The sequence below is a fragment of the Ligilactobacillus acidipiscis DSM 15836 genome (assembly GCF_001435755.1).
GTDB lineage: Bacteria > Bacillota > Bacilli > Lactobacillales > Lactobacillaceae > Ligilactobacillus > Ligilactobacillus acidipiscis.
On sequence record NZ_AZFI01000023.1, the window covers coordinates 1 to 19,881 of the forward strand.

Annotated in this window: 18 protein-coding genes and 1 pseudogene; 9 read left to right on the plus strand and 10 right to left on the minus strand. The window is 39.7% G+C overall.

Annotation, left to right across the window (positions count from 1 at the left end):
- The first annotated feature begins 144 nt into the window (after positions 1 to 144).
- The 5 genes from FC65_RS03265 (at position 145) to FC65_RS03285 (ending at position 5,820) form a co-directional block, all read left to right on the plus strand.
- On the plus strand, positions 145 to 918 hold the full coding sequence (locus tag FC65_RS03265) for a hypothetical protein (protein WP_056971529.1): 774 nt from the start codon (positions 145 to 147) through the stop codon (positions 916 to 918).
- Positions 919 to 1,027: 109 nt separating this feature from the next.
- Positions 1,028 to 1,777: a MurR/RpiR family transcriptional regulator gene (locus FC65_RS03270; RefSeq protein ID WP_056971530.1), complete on the plus strand. Its 750-nt coding sequence runs from the start codon at positions 1,028 to 1,030 to the stop codon at positions 1,775 to 1,777.
- Positions 1,778 to 1,955: 178 nt separating this feature from the next.
- Positions 1,956 to 3,275, plus strand: a complete 1,320-nt coding sequence (locus FC65_RS03275; RefSeq protein WP_056971545.1) for a PTS sugar transporter subunit IIC — start codon at positions 1,956 to 1,958, stop codon at positions 3,273 to 3,275.
- Between the two features lie 109 nt (positions 3,276 to 3,384).
- Positions 3,385 to 4,818, plus strand: coding sequence for a 6-phospho-beta-glucosidase (locus FC65_RS03280; RefSeq protein WP_056971531.1), 1,434 nt, complete (start codon positions 3,385 to 3,387; stop codon positions 4,816 to 4,818).
- Between the two features lie 99 nt (positions 4,819 to 4,917).
- Positions 4,918 to 5,820 carry an ROK family protein gene (locus tag FC65_RS03285; protein WP_056971532.1) on the plus strand — a complete coding sequence of 301 codons (903 nt, stop codon included), beginning with the start codon at positions 4,918 to 4,920 and terminating at the stop codon, positions 5,818 to 5,820.
- 82 nt (positions 5,821 to 5,902) lie between these two features.
- Here the strand turns inward: FC65_RS03285 and rfbD are convergent, their stop codons facing one another.
- The 4 genes from rfbD to rfbA form a co-directional block, all read right to left on the minus strand.
- Positions 5,903 to 6,739 carry a dTDP-4-dehydrorhamnose reductase gene (gene rfbD / locus FC65_RS03290; protein ID WP_056971533.1) on the minus strand — a complete coding sequence of 279 codons (837 nt, stop codon included), beginning with the start codon at positions 6,737 to 6,739 and terminating at the stop codon, positions 5,903 to 5,905.
- Between the two features lie 69 nt (positions 6,740 to 6,808).
- The gene (gene rfbB, locus FC65_RS03295) at positions 6,809 to 7,795 is read right to left on the minus strand and encodes a dTDP-glucose 4,6-dehydratase (protein WP_056971534.1); all 987 of its coding nucleotides are present in this window, start codon (positions 7,793 to 7,795) and stop codon (positions 6,809 to 6,811) included.
- A complete protein-coding gene (gene rfbC, locus FC65_RS03300; RefSeq protein ID WP_056971535.1) occupies positions 7,795 to 8,367 on the minus strand; it encodes a dTDP-4-dehydrorhamnose 3,5-epimerase in 573 nt (190 codons plus the stop codon). Before rfbC ends, rfbB begins: the two co-directional genes overlap by 1 nt.
- An 89-nt stretch (positions 8,368 to 8,456) precedes the next feature.
- The gene (rfbA, locus tag FC65_RS03305) at positions 8,457 to 9,338 is read right to left on the minus strand and encodes a glucose-1-phosphate thymidylyltransferase RfbA (RefSeq protein WP_056971536.1); all 882 of its coding nucleotides are present in this window, start codon (positions 9,336 to 9,338) and stop codon (positions 8,457 to 8,459) included.
- 281 nt (positions 9,339 to 9,619) lie between these two features.
- Between rfbA and FC65_RS03310 the strand changes: the two genes are divergently transcribed.
- A complete protein-coding gene (locus FC65_RS03310; RefSeq protein ID WP_056971537.1) occupies positions 9,620 to 10,486 on the plus strand; it encodes a DegV family protein in 867 nt (288 codons plus the stop codon).
- 108 nt (positions 10,487 to 10,594) lie between these two features.
- Here FC65_RS03310 and FC65_RS12885 read toward each other — a convergent pair whose 3' ends face one another.
- The 6 genes and pseudogenes from FC65_RS12885 to FC65_RS03335 all read right to left on the minus strand — a co-directional run bounded on the left by FC65_RS12885 (position 10,595) and on the right by FC65_RS03335 (position 15,710).
- Entirely contained in the window at positions 10,595 to 10,735 is a 141-nt protein-coding gene (locus FC65_RS12885; RefSeq protein ID WP_382405216.1) for a phosphatase PAP2 family protein, read from the minus strand.
- On the minus strand, positions 10,735 to 11,430 hold the full coding sequence (locus FC65_RS12030) for a hypothetical protein (protein ID WP_056971538.1): 696 nt from the start codon (positions 11,428 to 11,430) through the stop codon (positions 10,735 to 10,737). Before FC65_RS12030 ends, FC65_RS12885 begins: the two co-directional genes overlap by 1 nt.
- A complete protein-coding gene (locus FC65_RS03320; protein ID WP_056971539.1) occupies positions 11,427 to 12,887 on the minus strand; it encodes a glycoside hydrolase family 1 protein in 1,461 nt (486 codons plus the stop codon). The genes FC65_RS12030 and FC65_RS03320 overlap by 4 nt, the downstream gene beginning before the upstream one ends.
- Positions 12,888 to 12,916: 29 nt before the next feature.
- Positions 12,917 to 13,681 (minus strand): glucose PTS transporter subunit IIA, encoded by a 765-nt coding sequence (locus FC65_RS03325; protein WP_382405796.1) that lies wholly within the window; start codon positions 13,679 to 13,681, stop codon positions 12,917 to 12,919.
- A gap of 3 nt (positions 13,682 to 13,684) precedes the next feature.
- Positions 13,685 to 14,822: pseudogene (locus FC65_RS03330) on the minus strand (PTS transporter subunit EIIC); the annotation flags it as partial.
- 111 nt (positions 14,823 to 14,933) lie between these two features.
- On the minus strand, positions 14,934 to 15,710 hold the full coding sequence (locus FC65_RS03335) for a PRD domain-containing protein (protein WP_056971542.1): 777 nt from the start codon (positions 15,708 to 15,710) through the stop codon (positions 14,934 to 14,936).
- A gap of 459 nt (positions 15,711 to 16,169) precedes the next feature.
- On the opposite strand from FC65_RS03335, the gene FC65_RS03340 reads away from it, so the two are divergent.
- From FC65_RS03340 to FC65_RS03350, 3 genes are all read left to right on the plus strand, one after another.
- Positions 16,170 to 18,002 carry a heavy metal translocating P-type ATPase gene (locus FC65_RS03340; protein WP_056971543.1) on the plus strand — a complete coding sequence of 611 codons (1,833 nt, stop codon included), beginning with the start codon at positions 16,170 to 16,172 and terminating at the stop codon, positions 18,000 to 18,002.
- A gap of 391 nt (positions 18,003 to 18,393) precedes the next feature.
- Entirely contained in the window at positions 18,394 to 19,173 is a 780-nt protein-coding gene (locus FC65_RS03345) for a DUF4422 domain-containing protein (RefSeq protein ID WP_082618979.1), read from the plus strand.
- 29 nt (positions 19,174 to 19,202) lie between these two features.
- Positions 19,203 to 19,838, plus strand: coding sequence for a sugar transferase (locus FC65_RS03350; protein WP_056971544.1), 636 nt, complete (start codon positions 19,203 to 19,205; stop codon positions 19,836 to 19,838).
- Positions 19,839 to 19,881 lie beyond the last annotated feature (43 nt).

Genomic DNA, 19,881 nt, shown 5'->3' on the forward strand with positions numbered 1-19,881 from the left:
GCAACGAAAAGTATGAATAATTCAGGTTGATTTATATATTTTAATTAGTGTATAATATATTATGTTATTTCTTTCACAATATTTATAAGTCACTTTTCGAGATAACCTTAAAAAAATATTTCTATAGCAAGGTGGTTAAAAAGCATGCACAAATCAAATTTATTTTTAGACGAAACAGGTATCAGAAAAATTTATCGCGAAGCCTTTCAAGATGATCAGGCACTTATCACATCAACCACAACCATGGTAATTGACACTCACAAGCTTGGATTACCCAATTGCCAGGCAATCTTGCTCGATAAAAAGAGAGGAACTATTTTCACTAAACGTTCCACTAACATGTTGGTCAAAAAATTTATCAGCTGGCAAAATTTCAACTTTGTGTTGTCTACTTTCATCATTGAAGAACTATATCATGATCATTCACACCGTCATATTGTCCCTTTTGTTTCGGGTAATCAGATCCTTTTACCAACAAGAGGCTATGTTCATAGTCCAGCGAGCTGGATCGTACAAGCCAACTTAATTGATTATTGCTGTCTAGGCCAAAACAAAGTTGGTCTGCAGTTTAGCAAGCAGCATGGTCCTGAATACATAATTCCTGTAAATTCACACCAATTCACTACGATCTATGCCAATGCATTAATAATTGCAGAAGTTCAAACTCGCATGATCGAACAATTAATTGCAGATTTTCCACATAAGTTCATTAAAGGTATCCATAATAAAATCAGAGAACTTTTCCCACAACAATTACCACAAGATATTAACTTCCATAAAATAACGGAATCTTTTATCGACAAGATCATTGAAGATGTCTTGCAATACAATTTCTCTCTGATCGATGAAAAACCCGATGAAAAATACATTTTACAAGTAAAAAATGCCGTTAAAGAACGGCAGAAACGACTTAGATGATATATCTTTCCTAAAAAGCACTTTAAATTGTTTCTGATAACCATAATTGGTACGAACATGTTATAATGAACTTAGAGAGCGTTTGCATTTATTTTAGGGGGTTTTTAAAATGGCGTTTTTTGGGTTCAAGGAGCTGGACCGTTTGTCGGAAGTTGACATGGCTATTTACCGTTTCTTCACAGAAAATGTAGAAAAGGTCCCGTACATGCGAGTCAGAGACATTGCCACTGAAGCACATGTTTCCAATTCCTCGGTAATGCGTTTCATTCATAAGCTCGGTTATGATAGTTTTCCAGAATTTAAAGTATCATTCCGTTCGGAACAACGACGGTCTCAGACAAATGACCATGAGATTTCTTTCATTACCGCAGAAAACTTTCCACCAGACATTTATGAAAAGATCGAGTTGATTGCTGACAAAATGGAGCAATCAGATCAAATCATCTTCTGCGGCATTGGTTCATCCGGTGCCTTAGCGGAATATGCAGCCCGGCAAACTGCGGCCGTTGGCTTTAATTCTTTTTGCGTTAAGGATCCTTTTTATCCCTTGATCACTCAGCTGAAAAACACCAGCAATAACTTGTTGATCACCTTTTCAGTCTCGGGAAAAACCATCGAATTGATCGAAATGTTAAACAACTTCGTAAATGATGAAGATGTGACCCTTGTAGCTGTCACTGCAGACCCAAGTAGTCAATTAGCCTTAATGTCGCGTTACGTTCTCTGTTATTCGACCAGCCAAGAGCGCTTGGCCAAGTACTACGACTTAACCACGCAGGTCCCCGCAATGTATCTGATCGAGCAACTGATCTCGACCGCTCGGCGCTTGGCAGTGGAACAAGATCACGAATCCATTTAATAATTATTTTTTTCGTTTGGCTTGGTACAAGGTGTTTCATCTCTGGAATATCTTGCTATTGTATGGAACGCCGACCAAATACTGCGAAAAGTATTGCTTCTGTGAAATCGCTTTTATATGCTGGAAGTGGTTTAGAAATTATATTTTCATCATATAGGAGTGATATTTCATGTCTAAAATGGATTCATACAATGCTTTCATGGAGAAACACATTGTACCAGCCGCAGCCAAGTTAAACGAACAACGGCATATTGCGACCATTAGAGATTCTTTTATGTTTACCTTTCCGATCACAATGTCGGCGTCTTTAGTGATTTTGATCAATAGCTTGCTTTTCAGTAAAGACGGTTTTTTAGCACAGATCCTGTTTCTCAATAAGATCTTTCCGCACCTGGAAGATATGCAAGGCTGGTTAAATTCCGTGACCAACGGGACCATGGATATTTTATCGATCTTCATCGCTTATATGGTTGCTGCCGAATTAGCGCGCCATTTTAAAGCAGATCAAATGCTGACCGGGATGACATCGATTGCAGTCTTCATGATCTTGTATACACCACCGATCGTTAAAGACGGGATCAACTACTTACCTAAAACTTTCTTAGGTGCACAGGGCCTCTTTGTCGCAATGTTTATCGGGATAATGGTCGGTGAATTTTTACCTAAGTTGTTCAGTATCAAGAAAATGCAGATCAAGATGCCTGATATGGTACCGCCCGCAGTTGCTCGTTCATTTAATGGTTTGATCCCGATCGTGATCGTAATTATGATAGCAGCTATCTTAAATCATCTATTATCATTAGTTGCACCTGAAGGGATCAACCAGATCATTTATGACACCATTCAAACACCACTGAGAAACATCGGCGTTAATATCTGGAGTGTCACATTATTAGCCATCGTGCAAAACTTGCTCTGGATGGTCGGGATCCACGGTCCAAATACACTGAATGCCTTACGTTCTGTGATCTTTACCGAAGCAGATCTCAGCAATCAGCAGTTTATTAATAATCACGGCAGTATCTGGGATGTCCCTTACCCCGCTACTTGGGGCAACATGAATGATACCTTTGCCAACATGGGTGGCAGCGGTATGACCCTTGGCTTGATCATCGCGATCTTCTGGGTCTCAAAACGTAAAGACTATCGAGCTGTCGCAAAATTAGCCGTTGTGCCAGGACTTTTCAACATCAACGAACCATTGATGTTTGGTCTCCCGATCGTTATGAACCCGATCTTAGTGATCCCATTTGTTTTGACACCAGTTATTAATATCTGGGTCGGCTACTTGGTAACTAATATTTTGAAGTGGATCCCGACACCCGCTTTAGGAATGACGTGGACCACGCCGGGACCGTTAATGCCTTTCTTAGGAACTGGCGGTAACTGGCTAGCATTGATCATTGGTTTTATCTGCCTAATAATCTCAGTCTTCACTTATATGCCATTCGTTTTGGCCGCAAACAGAGTTGCAGAAAAAGAAGGACAATTAGATTAACAGAGCTGCAAAAGACAGTCACTAAAACNCATAGGAGAATTTAAGTATGCACCATCGAAGTTATTTTTGACCATCAAAAATAATAATCACAAATCAGGAGGAAAGTTATATGGCAGAAGATAAAAGAGAATTTCCCAAAGATTTCTTATGGGGAGGTGCAGTAGCAGCGCACCAGTTAGAAGGCGGATATCAAGACGGCGGCAAAGGCTTAAGCATTGCTGATCTCTTTACATTAGGCGACAAGGATCATCCACGGACGATCACTAAAAAAATCGAAGCCGATCAGTACTACCCTAATCACAAGGCCATCGATTTTTACCATCGTTACCCTGAAGATATCAAGTTATTTGCCGAGATGGGCTTTAAATGTTTTCGAACTTCCATCGCTTGGTCACGGATCTTTCCTAATGGAGATGAAGCAGAACCTAATGAAGAAGGCTTGAAGTTTTACGATGACCTTTTTGATGAATGTTTAAAATACGACATTCAACCAGTCGTGACCTTGTCTCATTTTGAAATTCCTTTACACCTTGTTCAAGAATACGGTGGTTGGCGTGACCGTAAGTTGATCAAGTTCTTCGTTCATTTTGCCGATGTCTGCTTCAAACGTTATCACAATAAAGTTAAGTATTGGATGACCTTTAATGAGATCAATAATCAAACTGATTTTGAAGCTGCCGGTCATCTATATACCGACTCTGGAATCGTGCCAGAAGAGGGAGAAGATAATGAAAAATTGATGTATCAAGCTGCGCATTATGAATTAGTAGCTTCTGCTCAAGCAGTTAAATTAGGTCATCAGCTCGATCCTGACCTGCAAATCGGCAGCATGATCGCGATGTGCCCGATTTATCCACTGACATCCAAGCCCGAAGATATTTTGTTTGCTCAACGTGCAATGCAAACCCGTTACTGGTTCTCCGATGTGCATGCTAACGGTTTTTACCCACAGTGGCTGCTGAACTTCTTTGAGAAAAAGAACTTTAAGTTAGACATTACTACTGCTGATCTAGCGCAACTTAAGGAAGGTACCGTTGACTATATTGGCTTTAGTTACTATATGTCTTTCACAGTCAAATACACCGGTCACGAAGACTACAACGAAGCACACGACCTAGTCCCTAATCCTTACGTCAAGGCCAGTGAATGGGGCTGGCAGATCGACCCAACGGGTCTGCGTTATGCCTTGAACTGGTTCACTGATCGTTATCACTTGCCGCTGTTTGTAGTTGAAAACGGGCTAGGTGCTGTTGACCAGCTGACTGAAGATCATAAGGTGCACGATGACTACCGGATCAAGTACATGCATGATCATATTTTGCAAATGAAGCGAGCTGTTCTAGATGACGGCGTCGATTTAATGGGTTACACACCGTGGGGCTGTATCGACTTGGTTTCAGCTGGAACTGGTGAAATGTCAAAACGTTACGGTTTCATCTATGTTGATGAAGATGACCATGGCAATGGTTCACTTGACCGTTACCGCAAAGACTCATTCTACTGGTTCAAAAACGTGATCGAAACTAATGGTGCAGAATTGTAATTAAACTACCTTAAACCGAGCATTCACTTGTCCGGTTTTATCTACATATGATTACAGCAATGCTGAATAAGTTATCTTTAATTAGGAGATGGAAATACCTTGGAAAACTATGTAGGAATCGATGTTGGCGGAACTTCAATCAAATATGGTCTAATTAGCACAGATGGTCAGATCATTGAAAAAAACAACATTAAAACAGCAACAAAAAAAGAACAGGTTTTAGCTGACATGGCACATATCGTACAAGGATATCTGGATAAGGGAGAGCATATTGCTGGGACTGGTGTTTCAATGCCCGGTGTGATCGAGGCGGATGGTATGCTAACCACTGCCGGTGCTGTAAAATGCTTATATGGCATTAATCTCAAAGATGAATTGGAACAACGCACCGGTATCAAAACAACTATTGAAAATGACGCCAATTCCGCGGCCATCGCCGAACAATGGCTCGGTGCAGCTCAAGGACTGCATAATTATCTGGACATTGTTCTAGGAACAGGCGTTGGCGGTGCCTTGGTGATCAATGACCAGATCTACCGTGGAGCTCATGCCCGCTCAGGAGAATTTGGCTGGATGCTGCTTGATGACCAGCACGATGAACTAGAAGATGGCAGTCTAAATTTCCAAAGTGCAACCGTGATCGGCTTGTTGCGGATCTATAATATCAAGGCCCAAGCAGAAGTGACAGATGCACGAGAAATTTTTACTCGCGCAAACAACGGCGAGCCAATCGCACAGCTAGTCTTACACAATTACTTCCGCAAATTAGCTCAGGGGATCTTAAATTTGGTCGTTTCTTTTGATCCAGCTCAAGTGATCGTAGGCGGCGGTATCAGTGTTAACCCTGCATTTCAGTCTGGACTAAATCAGGCTTATACAGAACTACAAAGTGAGCATAGTAGTGTCCGTGATTTAGAACTTCCTGCGATCGTCCCTGCTAAGCTCGGCAATGATGCCGGCATGATCGGTGCCGTTTACCGCAGAATACAGGAAAATAAATAACAAGATGCCAAAAAGGCAGTAAATCGATCCTGAATTAGGAATCAACCTACCGCCTTTTTTATACGCACAACAGTATCTAAAATTATGCTCCAACTTCATTTAGAAATTCATGCAAAGCGTCTTGCCACTGAGGAAACTTAAAGCCAGTTTCCTTAGCCAAGTGCATGACCGAATACGAAGGACGAAAAGCATCTTGTGGAAACTGGTCAGATGTCACTGGTTTGACTTCAACATCTTTGTCTTTCAGAATTTCTGAAGCAAAGTCATACCAAGAACATTCGCCATCATTGCAGCAATGATAAACACCATAGGCAATTTTATTATCAACTAGATAAGTAATAAATTCGGCCAAAGTCCTAGCCCAAGTAGGCCGTCCGACTTGATCATCAACCACCGTAAGCACATCATGGGTCTTCGCTAAGTTTTGCATCGTATAGACAAAGTTATGGCCCCATTGTCCATAAACCCAGGCCGTGCGCACGATATAGTACTTGGAACAATACTTTTGGACAGCCTGCTCGCCTAAAAGTTTAGCCCGTCCATATTCATTTTTCGGTCCTTTAGGGTCATCTGGAAAATATTCTGTTTTCTTTTCACCATTAAAAACATAATCGGTACTGATATAAACTAAAGTCGCAGCATATTTTTCACAGGCTTTGGCAACTATTTCTGTTCCAGTCGCGTTGATCAGTTCATTAGCTTCTTTACCTTCTCCTTCAGCTTTATCAACTGCAGTATAAGCTGCACAATGATAAACTACTTCCGGCCGGTTCTTGGCAAAGTATTCCTCAACCATTTCTGGCTTGGTAATATCCAAAGTTGCTACATCCGCTGCCTCATAAGCAATATTTCTTTCATCTAATAAGTGTTGCAATTCATTTCCCAGTTGGCCGTTACCACCGGTGATCAAAATTTTCATTTTCTCGTCTCCTTGCTAGCAAAATCAACCTATTAAAAAAGGTCCCGTTCAGGAACCTTTTTGCTATTCCTATTGTAAGGCTGCCCGTTCTTTCAGCGGACGCCACCAATCTTCATTATTCAAATACCAGTCGACAGTTTCTTCGATTCCTGTATCAAAGGTATACTTAGGCTCCCAGCCCAATTCTGTTTCAATTTTAGTCGGGTCGATCGCGTAACGTTTATCATGGCCTAAACGGTCAGCCACATACTTGATCGCCTCTTCACCCAAGCCAAGTTTCTCGACGATCAAATGAACGATCTCGTTGTTAGTCCGTTCATTATGCCCGCCAACATTATAAACTTCACCCTTCTTGCCTTGATGTAAGACTAAATCGATAGCTTGACAATGATCATAGACATGTAACCAGTCACGGATATTTTTACCGTCACCATAAATCGGTAACTGCTTACCGTCCATCCCATTAGTTGTCATTAACGGGATCAGCTTTTCTGGGAATTGATATGGACCATAATTGTTTGAACAACGAGTAATATTGACATTCAAGCCATAAGTTTCATAATAAGCCCGCACCATCATATCTGCGGAAGCCTTGCTGGCAGAATAAGGTGAATTAGGCGACAGCGGGCTAGTTTCAGTAAAGAAACCGTCTGCACCTAAAGTTCCATAAACTTCATCCGTCGATACCTGCAAATATTTTGCCACATTTTTTATTTTGGCGACATGTAATAATGCCAAGGTACCTTGAACATTCGTTTCAACAAAGACCTCTGGGTGCAAGATCGAACGATCTACGTGACTTTCTGCAGCAAAGTTAACGATCGTATCGATCTCAAATTCATCTATTAAATGTGAGACCAATTCGCGATTAGTGATATTTCCCTGCACGAAAACGTGTTGTGGGTTATCCTTGATATCGTCCAAGTTGTGAATGTTACCGGCGTAAGTCAACAAATCAAGGTTGACGATTTTATAACTTGGGTACTTGTCCAACATGTAATGGACAAAATTACTGCCAATAAAACCGGCACCACCGGTCACTAATAAATTGCGCATTATTTATCCTCCTCATAGACAAAGTTCAAATCAGCGTCTTTCAAACGCGGATGATGTTTATCCTTTTCTGACAAGATCAAATGATCGAGCGGCATTGGCCAATCAATTGCCAGATCAGGGTCATCAAAGGCGATCCCGCCATCAGCTTCTGGCGCATAGTAGCCTTCCACTTTATACATAAAGTTAACGTTGGGAGTTAAAGTAACAAAACCATGTGCGAAACCCTTGGGAACTAATAATTGGCGGTGGTTAAATTCACTTAAGATATAGCCTTCCCATTGTCCATATGTAGGCGAACCCTTACGGCAGTCTACCAAAACATCATAGACTACACCTGTAGCAACACGGATCAGTTTGGTTTGCGCATAAGGTGCCCGTTGAAAATGCATCCCCCGCAAAACTCCCGGCTCGGTTGATAATGAGTGATTGTCCTGATTAAAATCAAAATCGATCCCTGCTTCTTTAAACTTATCTCTGGTATAAGTTTCCGTGAAAAAACCCCGATGATCACCAAAAACATCGGTTTCAACAAGTTTGACATCTTGTAATTTAGTTTTGATAACTTTGACCATTATTCTTCCTCCAATACTTTGTTACGTCAATACCTTTCTTAAATAAAATCAAGGCACCCTAATAAATTCGCCTTATTGCAGCTATTATCCTAGTCTAACGTAACATCCTCTTCTGCGATCCTTAACAAATATTGCCCGTAATCATTCTTTTTCATAGGTTTTGCTAATGTGATCAATTTCTCTTTAGAGATCCATCCTTGCCGATAAGCTATTTCTTCCAAGCAAGAAACCTTTAAATTCTGTCGCTTCTGGATCGTAGAAATAAAGCTAGCTGCTTCGAGCATTGAATCGTGTGTGCCTGTATCAAGCCAAGCATACCCGCGGCCCATCAACTTAACATCCAAACTACCACGTCGCAAGTATTCTTTATTGATATCTGTAATTTCTAGTTCTCCACGAGCCGACGGCTGCAAATTTTCTGCGATGTTGACCACATTATTATCGTAAAAATAAAGCCCCGTAACTGCATAATTACTCTTCGGGTGTTCAGGTTTCTCCTCGATCGACAAGGCATGCTTATCCTTATCAAATTCAACCACACCAAAGCGCTCAGGATCATTCACATGATAGCCGAACACGGTGGCACCTGAAGTCTTAGCAGCTGCCTCTTGCAGCAGTTGCGATAAGCCGCTACCATAGTAGATATTGTCGCCTAAAACCAAACAAACGGAATCAGAGCCAATAAAGTCTTTCCCTAAAATAAAAGCCTCGGCCAAGCCATTCGGCTGTGCTTGCACTTTGTAGAAAAACTTCATCCCAAAATCTGATCCATCGCCCAACAATTCTTCAAAAAGGCCTGTATATTCCGGTGTTGAAATGATCAAGACATCACGGATCCCCGCCAACATCAAAGTTGACAAGGGATAATAAATCATCGGCTTATCATAGACTGGGATCAATTGTTTAGAGATCCCGCGAGTGATCGGGTAGAGACGCGTCCCACTACCACCGGCTAAAATTATACCCTTCAATATTAGTTGCTCCCTTTTTGTAATATTTCATTACCAGCTCACATTATTAAATACCTTTCCATTTTCTTATATTTTTCCATAATAATCAAGGTAATACAAAATTCTCTCGTTATTTTAAAACAAAATAAATCAAATGACTCCATTGTAGATTTTCAAAATCCACTTTTTATGAATGATGTCGTTTCCATTATTTACGCCAGTACATTTTTAATATATACTGATATTGGTTAGTTTTATTTAGTAGACCGGATATCCAAACTCTTATTCAAGGAGATTTTTTTATGTCACAGTCAATCAAAATAGTGACCGACTCCTCGGTTCTTTTGACAAAAGATGAAATCATAGACAATTCAATCACAGTCGTCCCACTTTCAGTAGAAGTAGCTGGCAAAAACTACGTTGATGGGGTCGACATTACCCGCCAAGAATTGGTTGAAGCTTTACGTGAGGGAGACATTCCTAAAACAAGCCAACCTGCCTTAGGAAAATTTGTCTCTGCCTTTGACAAGCTAGGAGAAGACGGCAGTGAGGTAGTCGCTATCATTATCTCAGATGTTTTAAGCGGGACTTTCAATACAGCTCAACAAGCTGCAAAAATGACTAATACGAAAGTAACAGTCATTAACAGCAAATCCACAGACCGTGGAGAAGCGTTTCAGGTACTAGCTGCTGCTAGGGATGCTCAAGCAGGCAAAAGTGTAGCAGAAATCAAGGAACACTGTGCAGATATATATTCGCGCACCTCGATCGATGTTTTGATCGATAACTTGGATTGTCTGGTAGCTGGCGGACGGATCAGCAAAATGACCGGCTTAATCACCAAGCTTGCAAATATCAAAGTCGTGGTGGAATTACACGATAAGACTTTAGATGTTGTTTCTAAGGGCAGAAGTACCAAAAGCTTGGTTAAATTCTTGGAAAAAATAGCTAGAGTCCATGAAGGACAGAATAATCAGATTCAAGCTTTATCGCTTTCTAATGTAGCTGCTGATCGTTCGATGTTGGATAAAACCAAAGATATTTTGCTTGGTGCAGAGTCTAAAACACCTTTTATCGCGGAGCTAACTAGCCCCGTGATCATGACTCATACTGGGCTAAAAGCCATCGGAGTCATCACGTTATCTGAAAAACCCGTCCCCAATTTTTAAATTAGCATAGTATTGTTGTTCCCGTCATTTTCTTGGAGATGGCGGGATTTTTTATTTGGCCCTAAAAAAATAAAGATTTAGGACCATTAAGACCCTAAACCTCTGTCATTACAAATATTCTAACGGATACTTTTGTTTTAACGCCTTATTTAACGAAGTATGAAAAATCCAAAAGAAAATATAGGCAGTTCCAAATCCAACCGTCACATCGCTCAAAAAATGAGCTCCCTGCATCATTCTGCTAACCATCAAAACGAGGGCACAAAATATTGCAACTCCGTAAATATGGGTTCTTTGTCTTTTAACTTGGGATTTACTGACGCCAGAAAACTCAAGCTTAAAGTTGTGCCTGCCCACTGTGAGTGGCCGGAAGGAAATGACTTTATTTCTTCTTTTAAAGGCACAGCAGACAAATATTTGTCACCATTGATTTGATACCAAGAAGTAAATAACGCAAAGTTTTCTTGCATCGAACGAAAACGAACACGCCCCCAAATCGGCTTAATACTTTCAACTACTGCCATCGAACAAAATGCCGTCAACAGTATCCCTATTCCTGCCCACCGATATCTTTTTTGTAATTCTGCAGGAAGACGCCTTATCAAGTAAATGATCACACCGCTGACAATTATACTGTATGGAATACCCCACCAATTAATATAAACCAGCGTCATGACACAGGACAAAAGAGTCAACAAGACGTAAAGAATGCCACAAAACACTACTTTAATTGTCTTTTCCTGTTTGAAAGAAAATGTCCAAAATATTAACCCAGCTCCTACCATAACGACAGTTGCAAAAATCACTGGTGCCAAGTGTTCGAAAAAATACGAAACCTGGTTATCTTTAATAAACAAGAAACTATTAATGTTCAGATCATAAAAGGTCCCAACTGCCAGACTGATCACTAAGCCGATGCTTGTTAAAGAAAATAATTTTTTCACAGCTCTCTCCCGTTTGTTTCAATGACATGTTGATACCAACTAAACGAATCTTTTTTATATCTTTTCAATGAACCATGACCTTGATCATCTTGGTCGACATAAATAAAACCATAGCGTTTCGACATTTCGTTACCGCTGGCACTGATCAAATCAATGCACCCCCACGGTGTATAACCGATCACGTCAACCCCATCTTTTAAGGCTTCCCCAATCTGTTCGATATGTCTCTTCAGGTAAGAAATCCGATAACTATCGTGAACTTCATTATCTGAAGTCAATTTATCATGTGCACCTAAGCCATTTTCCACTATGAAAATCGGTTTTTGGTAACGTTCTGCCATTTTATTTAATGTGATTCGTAAACCGACCGGATCAATTTGCCAGCCCCACTCGCTCTTTTCCAAGTATGGATTTGCTTTACTGAGGCTTGAATTACCAGCTACCTCATCATCGTCTTCCTGCCCGCCGGCTATCCCGGACATATAATAACTAAAAGCAACAAAATCACAAGTATTTTCACGTAAAATTTTTATGTCTTCAGTAGTCAGATCGACCGCGACATTTTTTTGATCAAATAACCTCTGTGCATAACTTGGATATGATCCGCGAGCTAAAACATCCATCATCAAAAAGTTTTCTTGATCTGATTGAAGACTAGCCAGCACATCAGCTGGTTTAGATGTGGCAGGATAATTCTCGAGCCGCAAGATCATCGAACCCATCTGCGCTTGCGGATCGATCTCATGCAGCTTTTTGGTAACTCTAGCTGCAGCAACCAATTGGTGATGCATAGCTAAGTAATTAGCCTGCAAGCTTGTCTTGGTTTGCTTTTTATCATCCAATAGTCCTCCAGACAAATAACCAGTCATCATCACAATATTCATCTCGTTAAAACTGATCCAATACTTGACTTTACCTTTAAAACGTTTGAACAGGATCGTAGCGTAGTGCTCAAAGGCAGCAATTGTTTTTCTACTTTCCCAGCCATTTTGTTTAAAAGACAAGGCTAAGGGAAACTCGTAGTGGCTTAAAGTTACCAATGGTTCAATATTATATTTCAGTAGCTCATCAATTACATTTTCATAAAATTGGAGACCTGCTTCATTGGGCGTTTGATCATCACCATTAGGCAAGATCCGGGCCCAAGAAATCGATAAACGGAATGTTTTGAAGCCCATTTCAGCAAACAACTTAATGTCATCTTTATAATGATGGTAAAAATCGATCCCGTAACGTTTAGGATATAAGCCGTTTTTATCCACCAAAGCGTCTTTCACCTTAGCAGTTGTCATTGGTGCGATCATTTGTTGCATCCTTAATTTAGGATCAGCTTCATATTTAGCAGTGTCAGCAGTGGTCCATCCCTTACCATCAGCTAGTGTTGCACCCTCTAGCTGATTAGCCGCCGTAGCGCCACCCCACAAAAAGTTTTCTGGAAAAACATATTTTTTCGCCATTTTCATTCTCCTTTTCATTTTTTATTATTTTAGCTTATTGCAGCAGCAACATTATCTCCTACGACAATATTATCTGATGTTGTAGTAGAAATCACATTTAAATAGTCGGCAGTATTGGTAACGATGCTCAAGACTACTGGATCATAGCCGGCTTTCTTGATAGCAGCAACATCCATCACCATCAACAGATCCCCTTGAGCAATATGATCTCCTGCTTTAACATGCGAGATAAAATTTTTCCCTTGCAGTTCAACTGTATCGATCCCTAAGTGGATCAACAATTCTATTCCATCTACGCTCTTGATGCCAACAGCATGCTTTGTTTCTGCGACTAACGTTATTTCCCCATCAAAGGGAGCAACGATTTCATTTGAACTTGGCTTTATTGCGGTGGTTTGTCCCATGACTTGTCCAGCAAAGGTTTGATCGGCTAAGCTTGTGACATCAACGGCCTTTCCGCTAACCGGAGCAACAATTTTAATTTGTGTCCCTGCTTGAATATTCTGCTTTTCACCGCCATCTGTCTCATTTTGAAGATCACCAGTGCGTTCTTCTTCAAATCCAAGCAGCCAGGCTGCAGCAAATGCGATAACAAAAGCAATTACAGAAGCTATTATTGCAACAATGAAATTGGCATTATCATGAGCTGAAACATAACCGGGTAAAGCAATCAAACCTGGCATTCCCATTCCATAAGCTTTAACATGGAAAACGTTTAATATACCACCGCTAATTGCACCACCGATCATAGCGGCAATAAATGGTTTCTTCAGTTTCAGTGTCACACCATACATTGCCGGTTCTGTGATCCCCAAAGCGGCAGATATTCCAGCTGACAGAGAGATCTGCTTCATTTCTTCATCCTTTGTTTTGAACAATACTGCAAAAGTAGCTCCAGCCATTGCAAAGGTAGCTGCCAATATTGCTGGTGACATAAAGTTATCAAAACCTTGGGAGGTAAAAATTTGCAAGCCTAATGGCATTAATGCCCAGTGCATTCCTGTCATGACCATCAACGGATAAAATGCACCTAAAAGTGCACCGGCTAACAAACTAGCTTGCTTGAACAACCATAAGATAGCACCCGATAATGCCCCCGCCAACATACGTTCCGAGCGGTCCTAAAACTACCAACGTGACCGGTACTACGACCAGCAAGGTTACCACTGGGCTAAACATTACAGAAACTGCTTTGGGAATCCAGTTTTTGACCCAGTTGTACACATACTTTAAGAACCACAAGGCAAGTAAAATTGGGATCACTGAAGAACTGTAAGCCAAATAAGGCATTGGTAAAACACCGAACAGTTTCATAGTTGCCACTGTCTTCCCGGCAGATAAAGCATTAAAACCATTGACCATCGTCGGATATAATAAGACACCCGCCACACTCATTGCCAAAAATTCATTCGTTTTTAGTTTACGTGCCGCTGAGACCGCTAACAGAAAAGGCAAAAAGTAAAAAGCACTATCAGAGATCATTTGCAAAACTTTAAACTCAGCACCATTTTGCGGTAACCAATTAAAAGCTTGGATCAAAGAAACAATTCCTTTTAAAAGTCCGGCCCCTATAATAGCAGGCATTGCCGGGGTAAAAGTTCCCGAAATAAAGTCCATTAAACGACTAACAATTCCTTCTTCATTGCCTTTGTTAGTTTCAGTTGTACCTTGACTTGTCACCGTGTCTCCCAGCTGGTTTTCAACAGCTTCATAAGCCTCTTCAACCTCATTACCTATAATGACTTGAAATTGATCACCAGAAAACTGCGCACCCATGACACCTTTGACATTTTTGATGTTTTCCATTTCAACAACATCTTTGTCTTTTAGGTTAAAACGTAAGCGAGTCACACAATGCCACGCGTTTTGAATATTTTTTTCTCCGCCAGCATACTTGATCACATCACTGGCTAATTTCGTAAAATCTTTCTTCATTCTTTTATGACACCTCTTCCAATTAATTAAAAATAACCAAATAAAACTCAGAAAAAATTTTTCCTTGTTTTATTTGGTTATGCCTGATTTAACAGTAACAGTCCAAAGTTTTTATTGTCTACGGGTCACACGATCGATATGTAAAGTTAAATAAAATAATTCTTCTTCACTGACCTGACAACCCATTATTTCTATTAACATTTTGCCAACTTTTTGCGCACCCTGAAATGCTTTTTTGTAATTCTCTTTAACTATTGCTAATAACTGCGGATCAACTTTAGGAACTTCCTCGCTACCCTGATGCAACTGTCGTAGAATAAAAAAACGTAAATGAGTAACAAAACGAACATAGTTAGCCGAATTTTGGTCCAAAATCAACTGATAATGGTACTGCACGATCTCAATCGCTCGATTAGTCAACTCAGCTAACTTAGCACTCTGAATAGTCCCTTCACTATTATTCTGCGCATCAACGTAGTGATATGTTAGAAAAGTTAATTCGCTTTTCGGAAGTCTAATTCCCGTTCTTTTTTCGATCAAATATAATGAATCCAAAGCCAGCTCATATTCTTGCGGATAAGTTTTTTGTACTTCCCAGCGTAAATTTTCTGGATAATCAGCCGAACCGCTTCTCTTTAAAGCATAGCTCAAATGATCAGCCAACGCCAAAAAATGACTATCATTAAAGAGAACATTCTTAAACTTATCTTGCACCATCTGAACTAGTTCTTGAGTCAAAGATAAAACATCTGCATCAATATTTTCAAAAGTTTGACCAATAAATTTACTATCTTGATCCATCTGTTCTGGTCGAAAGACCCTTTGAATTTCAGCAGCTGGTAATTCTTGTCCAGCTTCTTTACCGAATGCAATGCCCTTTCCAGCCACAATTACATTCCTGACCATCGACAGCCCAAGCAAAATTATTATTGATCTTCTTCTGAAAATGCATGATCTCACACCTCCCAGTCATAAAAAAATACGCCAAGAACAAACTGTCAGCCAAAAATAGCTACAATTATTTTCTTTAAGCGTAGGTTATGCCGAGTCAGAACTCGTAACAGTCCTATTTGTATAAATAAATTGTAGCAATTATCGAAAGCGTTGTCAATAAAATAATTATTATCCGATAAATATGTTTTTGGTGAATTAGCTTTCTATGAAAGTACAAATGAAAATTATTCTCAATTAGAAAATTATTTTGTAAAAATAAAATAGTGTTTTTCTTTGATAATAAAGCATTTTCGCAATCTAATTGAAAATATTTCTCATTTAGAAATTTTATAATTTACATTTTAAAAGACTGGTGTTATTATCAGGATGAAAAAAGAGAGAGGTGTTCGGAGTATGAAACATATACAAAAATTAATCGCAATTTTCGTAATAGCAATCTTAGCTTTAACAATGGAATTTGGTCTCCATCACCCTCTCTGGGCACAAATTTTGATCACGTTAACTGGCGCATACTTAGCATTCACCATGTTTGTTGAAATGATCAAAACTCTAATGTCCGGTAAATATGGGGTCGACTTACTAGCCATAACCGCAATCATAGCTACATTATCCGTCGGACAGTATTGGGCAGCCATGATCATTTTATTAATGCTAGTCGGCGGCGATACCCTAGAGGATTATGCTGCACATAAAGCAAATTCTGATTTAAAGTCATTATTAGAAAATTCACCACAAGTTGCGCATCGCTTGAATAGTAAAAACAATACTACAGCAGATATCGAGATCGATGATATCCAAGTTGGCGATTGGCTATTGGTGAAAGCACGTGAAATCGTCCCAGCTGACGGTCATATCTTAAAAGGATCAAGTTTCTTCGATCAATCATCATTGACTGGCGAATCTAAACCTATCGAAAAAGACATCGGTGATGATGTGATGTCTGGTTCATTGAATGGTGACACAGTAGTCATCATGCAGGCGGACAAAGAAAGTAAGGACAGCCAATACCAGCGTCTGATCACCTTAGTCCGTGAATCAGAAGCAAAGCCAGCACATTTCGTCCGGATGGCTGATCGTTACGCCGTACCTTTTACCTTGATCGCCTACGTTATTGCAGGCTTCGCATGGTTTATTTCTAAAGATCCAGTTCGTTTCGCTGAAGTTTTAGTGGTTGCTTCACCTTGTCCACTGATCCTTGCGGCACCCGTTGCCCTAGTTGCCGGAATGAGTCGGGCATCAAGAAACGGAATCATTGTTAAAACTGGTGATGTGATCGAAAAACTAGCAACCGCCAAAACTTTCGCATTCGATAAAACAGGAACCATCACCCGCGGAACTCTGAGTGTTGACAAGGTAGTCCCTGCTGTCGGTGTTGACCGGCAAGAACTAATTAAGCTTTCAGCCAGCGTGGAAAATAATTCTAATCACATTTTGGGTCGTTCATTGGTAGGCTATGCTAAAGATCAAAGGATACCATTGAAAAAAGCTAATTCAGTCAAAGAAGTAACTGGGAATGGAATTCAAGCTGAAGTGGACGGAAAAATAATCAAAGTCGGTAAAAGCACATTTGTCACGGGAGCAACATCAGAACTTGAGCAAACACAAACAGCAATGTTCATTAGTATCAACGACCAATATGCCGGCTACATGACTTTCACGGACCGTATGAGACCTGAAGCAAAGCAGACTATGAACGTTTTAACGCAACAGCACCACGCTGAAGTCATGATGCTGACTGGCGATCAACAAGAAACCGCTGAAGACATCGCCCAACAAGCTGGAATTTTGGAGATTCATGCGGAGCTATTGCCAGATGAAAAAATTAAGCTGATAAAAAATACTCCTAAAGATCATCGCCCTGTTGTGATGGTCGGTGATGGTGTGAATGACGCCCCAGCTTTAGCAGAAGCAGATGTTGGGATCGCTATGGGGGCTCACGGAGCCACAGCTGCCAGTGAAACAGCCTCAGCCGTCATTTTAAAAGATGACTTGTCCCGAGTGGAAAAAGCTGTAGAGATCTCAGAAGATACAATGAAAGTGGCACGCCAATCAGTAATGCTCGGGATCGCAATTTGTACAATCTTGATGCTGATTGCCAGCTTCGGTGTACTGCCAACACTTTTCGGTGCTCTCTTGCAAGAAGTCGTCGATACGGTTTCAATCTTATGGGCACTAAGAGCACGTCATGGTCACAGTAAAAAAACACCGACATCTGGCAATCACTAGATAGTTTTCAATTCTTAATAAAATTGTTCGAATTTGTTAAGCAATTCTTTAACTTTTAGCTGTATTGTAAACACCATAAACGAATTAACTTACTCCCCCTATATGTAAGTAAAATTTGTAACTATATTGTTCTCTTAGGCATATAGTTTGTACCATTCCTTTTTAGCTCCATGCCAGCAATGGTGTGGAGTTTTTGTGTATGTTGTATAAAGCTTGGCACTTAAGTGATCTTTGCTATAGTTTTCGTGATATCATTACTAGGTTAACTCCTTCAGATCGCACAAGTAATTGCTTAAATTGCAAAAAAAATAACGAACATATATAATGATGTGAGTGGTTTTAAATAACAGTAGTATTACATTAATACTGCTAAAAATGAGGTATAGTTTTATTGAAATCTGAAATTTACGTAGTTAGTCACAAAGAAACTAGGATGCCTACTGACAAAATATACTTTCCACTTCAAGTAGGACCATCCGAACACAATTTTCCTGGTTATTTGCGTGATAATACTGGAGAAAATATCTCCGCAAAAAATCCAAACTATTGTGAACTAACTGCCCAATATTGGGCAGCAAAAAATCGTTCGGCTGACATTAAGGGCTTAGTCCATTATCGACGTTTTTTCTCAAATGGCAAAAGCAACTTTTTTAGTTCAATTGATAAGAAGTATTCAGACATTATGGCCAAAGCTACCTTAGAACGCCTAATGTCTTTTCACGACATGATCGTGCCTAAAAAAAGAAATTACCATATTGAAACTTCTTGGTCGCATTATGAACATGTACACCATATTAAAGATCTTGAAATCACTAGACAGGTACTTGCTGAATATTATCCTGAATATTTACCTTCTTTTGATAAACTTGTTCAGAAGAAGGCTGTCCATATGTTCAATATGTTTATTGCTAAGGGACACATTTTCGACACTTATACCAATTGGTTGATAAACGTCTTAGAAGAAGTCGAAAAAAGAGTAGACATTTCAAATTATACAGATTATGAAAAAAGAATTTTTGGATTCATAGGTGAATTACTACTAGATGTGTGGATAGACAACAATAATATTGATTATACTGAGATTCCTGTCATGTTCATGGGAAATCAGCATTGGCTCAAAAAAATTGGATCATTCTTGGCCCGTAAAATTACAGGAAAACCGAGAAAATAAATCTATCCACAAATAAAGGAGCACCTGAAATGTCTAAAAAATTTCGGCAATCATTATATCTTGGCGTAAAACGGCTTTTTGACATTGGTATTTCCGCCATTGCTTTAGTCTTTGTTGCATTAATTAGCATAATTATCTTTTTGATTGACTGTTTTGGCAATAACAAAGGCCCCGTCTTTTTTAAACAAAAAAGAATTGGTAAAAATCATAAGGTGTTTTACATCTATAAATACCGATCAATGGTCATTAATGCCGATGAAAAGTTACAAGCTAATAAAAAATTACATGATCTATATGTTAAAAACAATTACAAACTTCCGCCTGAAAAGGATCCAAGAATCACGAAATTTGGCAAGTTTTTACGTAAATCCTCTCTCGACGAATTACCACAATTTTTAAACATCTTTAAGGGAGAAATGTCTTTAATTGGACCTAGGCCTGTTGTAGAAGAAGAATTAAAAGAATACGGTGAGCAAACCGATAAGTTTTTATCAGTTACTCCTGGCGCTATGGGATATTGGCAAGCATCTGGAAGAAGCACAATACCATACCCACGAAGATGCGATTATGAACTTTATTACGTAGACAATGCATCTTTAATATTCGACTTAAAAATATTGTGTAAATCGATAATTAGCATTTTTAAGGCCGACGGCGCTTACTAGATGATTTTTAAACACGTCGTTTGTAAAATTAAGTTAGAAATAA

Excerpts from the sequence above, each read along its gene's own strand:
- FC65_RS03270 (WP_056971530.1), top strand. The coding sequence starts at position 1,028 with ATGGCGTTTTTTGGGTTCAAGGAGCTGGACCGTTTGTCGGAAGTTGAC.
- FC65_RS03280 (WP_056971531.1), top strand. The coding sequence starts at position 3,385 with ATGGCAGAAGATAAAAGAGAATTTCCCAAAGATTTCTTATGGGGAGGT.
- rfbC (WP_056971535.1), bottom strand. The coding sequence starts at position 8,367 with ATGGTCAAAGTTATCAAAACTAAATTACAAGATGTCAAACTTGTTGAA.
- FC65_RS03325 (WP_382405796.1), bottom strand. The coding sequence starts at position 13,681 with ATGTATGGTGTGACACTGAAACTGAAGAAACCATTTATTGCCGCTATG.
- FC65_RS12885 (WP_382405216.1), bottom strand. The coding sequence starts at position 10,735 with ATGGTTAGCAGAATGATGCAGGGAGCTCATTTTTTGAGCGATGTGACG.
- FC65_RS03320 (WP_056971539.1), bottom strand. The coding sequence starts at position 12,887 with ATGGCGAAAAAATATGTTTTTCCAGAAAACTTTTTGTGGGGTGGCGCT.
- rfbD (WP_056971533.1), bottom strand. The coding sequence starts at position 6,739 with ATGAAAATTTTGATCACCGGTGGTAACGGCCAACTGGGAAATGAATTG.
- FC65_RS03310 (WP_056971537.1), top strand. The coding sequence starts at position 9,620 with ATGTCACAGTCAATCAAAATAGTGACCGACTCCTCGGTTCTTTTGACA.
- FC65_RS03275 (WP_056971545.1), top strand. The coding sequence starts at position 1,956 with ATGGATTCATACAATGCTTTCATGGAGAAACACATTGTACCAGCCGCA.
- FC65_RS03340 (WP_056971543.1), top strand. The coding sequence starts at position 16,170 with ATGAAACATATACAAAAATTAATCGCAATTTTCGTAATAGCAATCTTA.
- FC65_RS03350 (WP_056971544.1), top strand. The coding sequence starts at position 19,203 with ATGTCTAAAAAATTTCGGCAATCATTATATCTTGGCGTAAAACGGCTT.
- FC65_RS03265 (WP_056971529.1), top strand. The coding sequence starts at position 145 with ATGCACAAATCAAATTTATTTTTAGACGAAACAGGTATCAGAAAAATT.
- rfbB (WP_056971534.1), bottom strand. The coding sequence starts at position 7,795 with ATGCGCAATTTATTAGTGACCGGTGGTGCCGGTTTTATTGGCAGTAAT.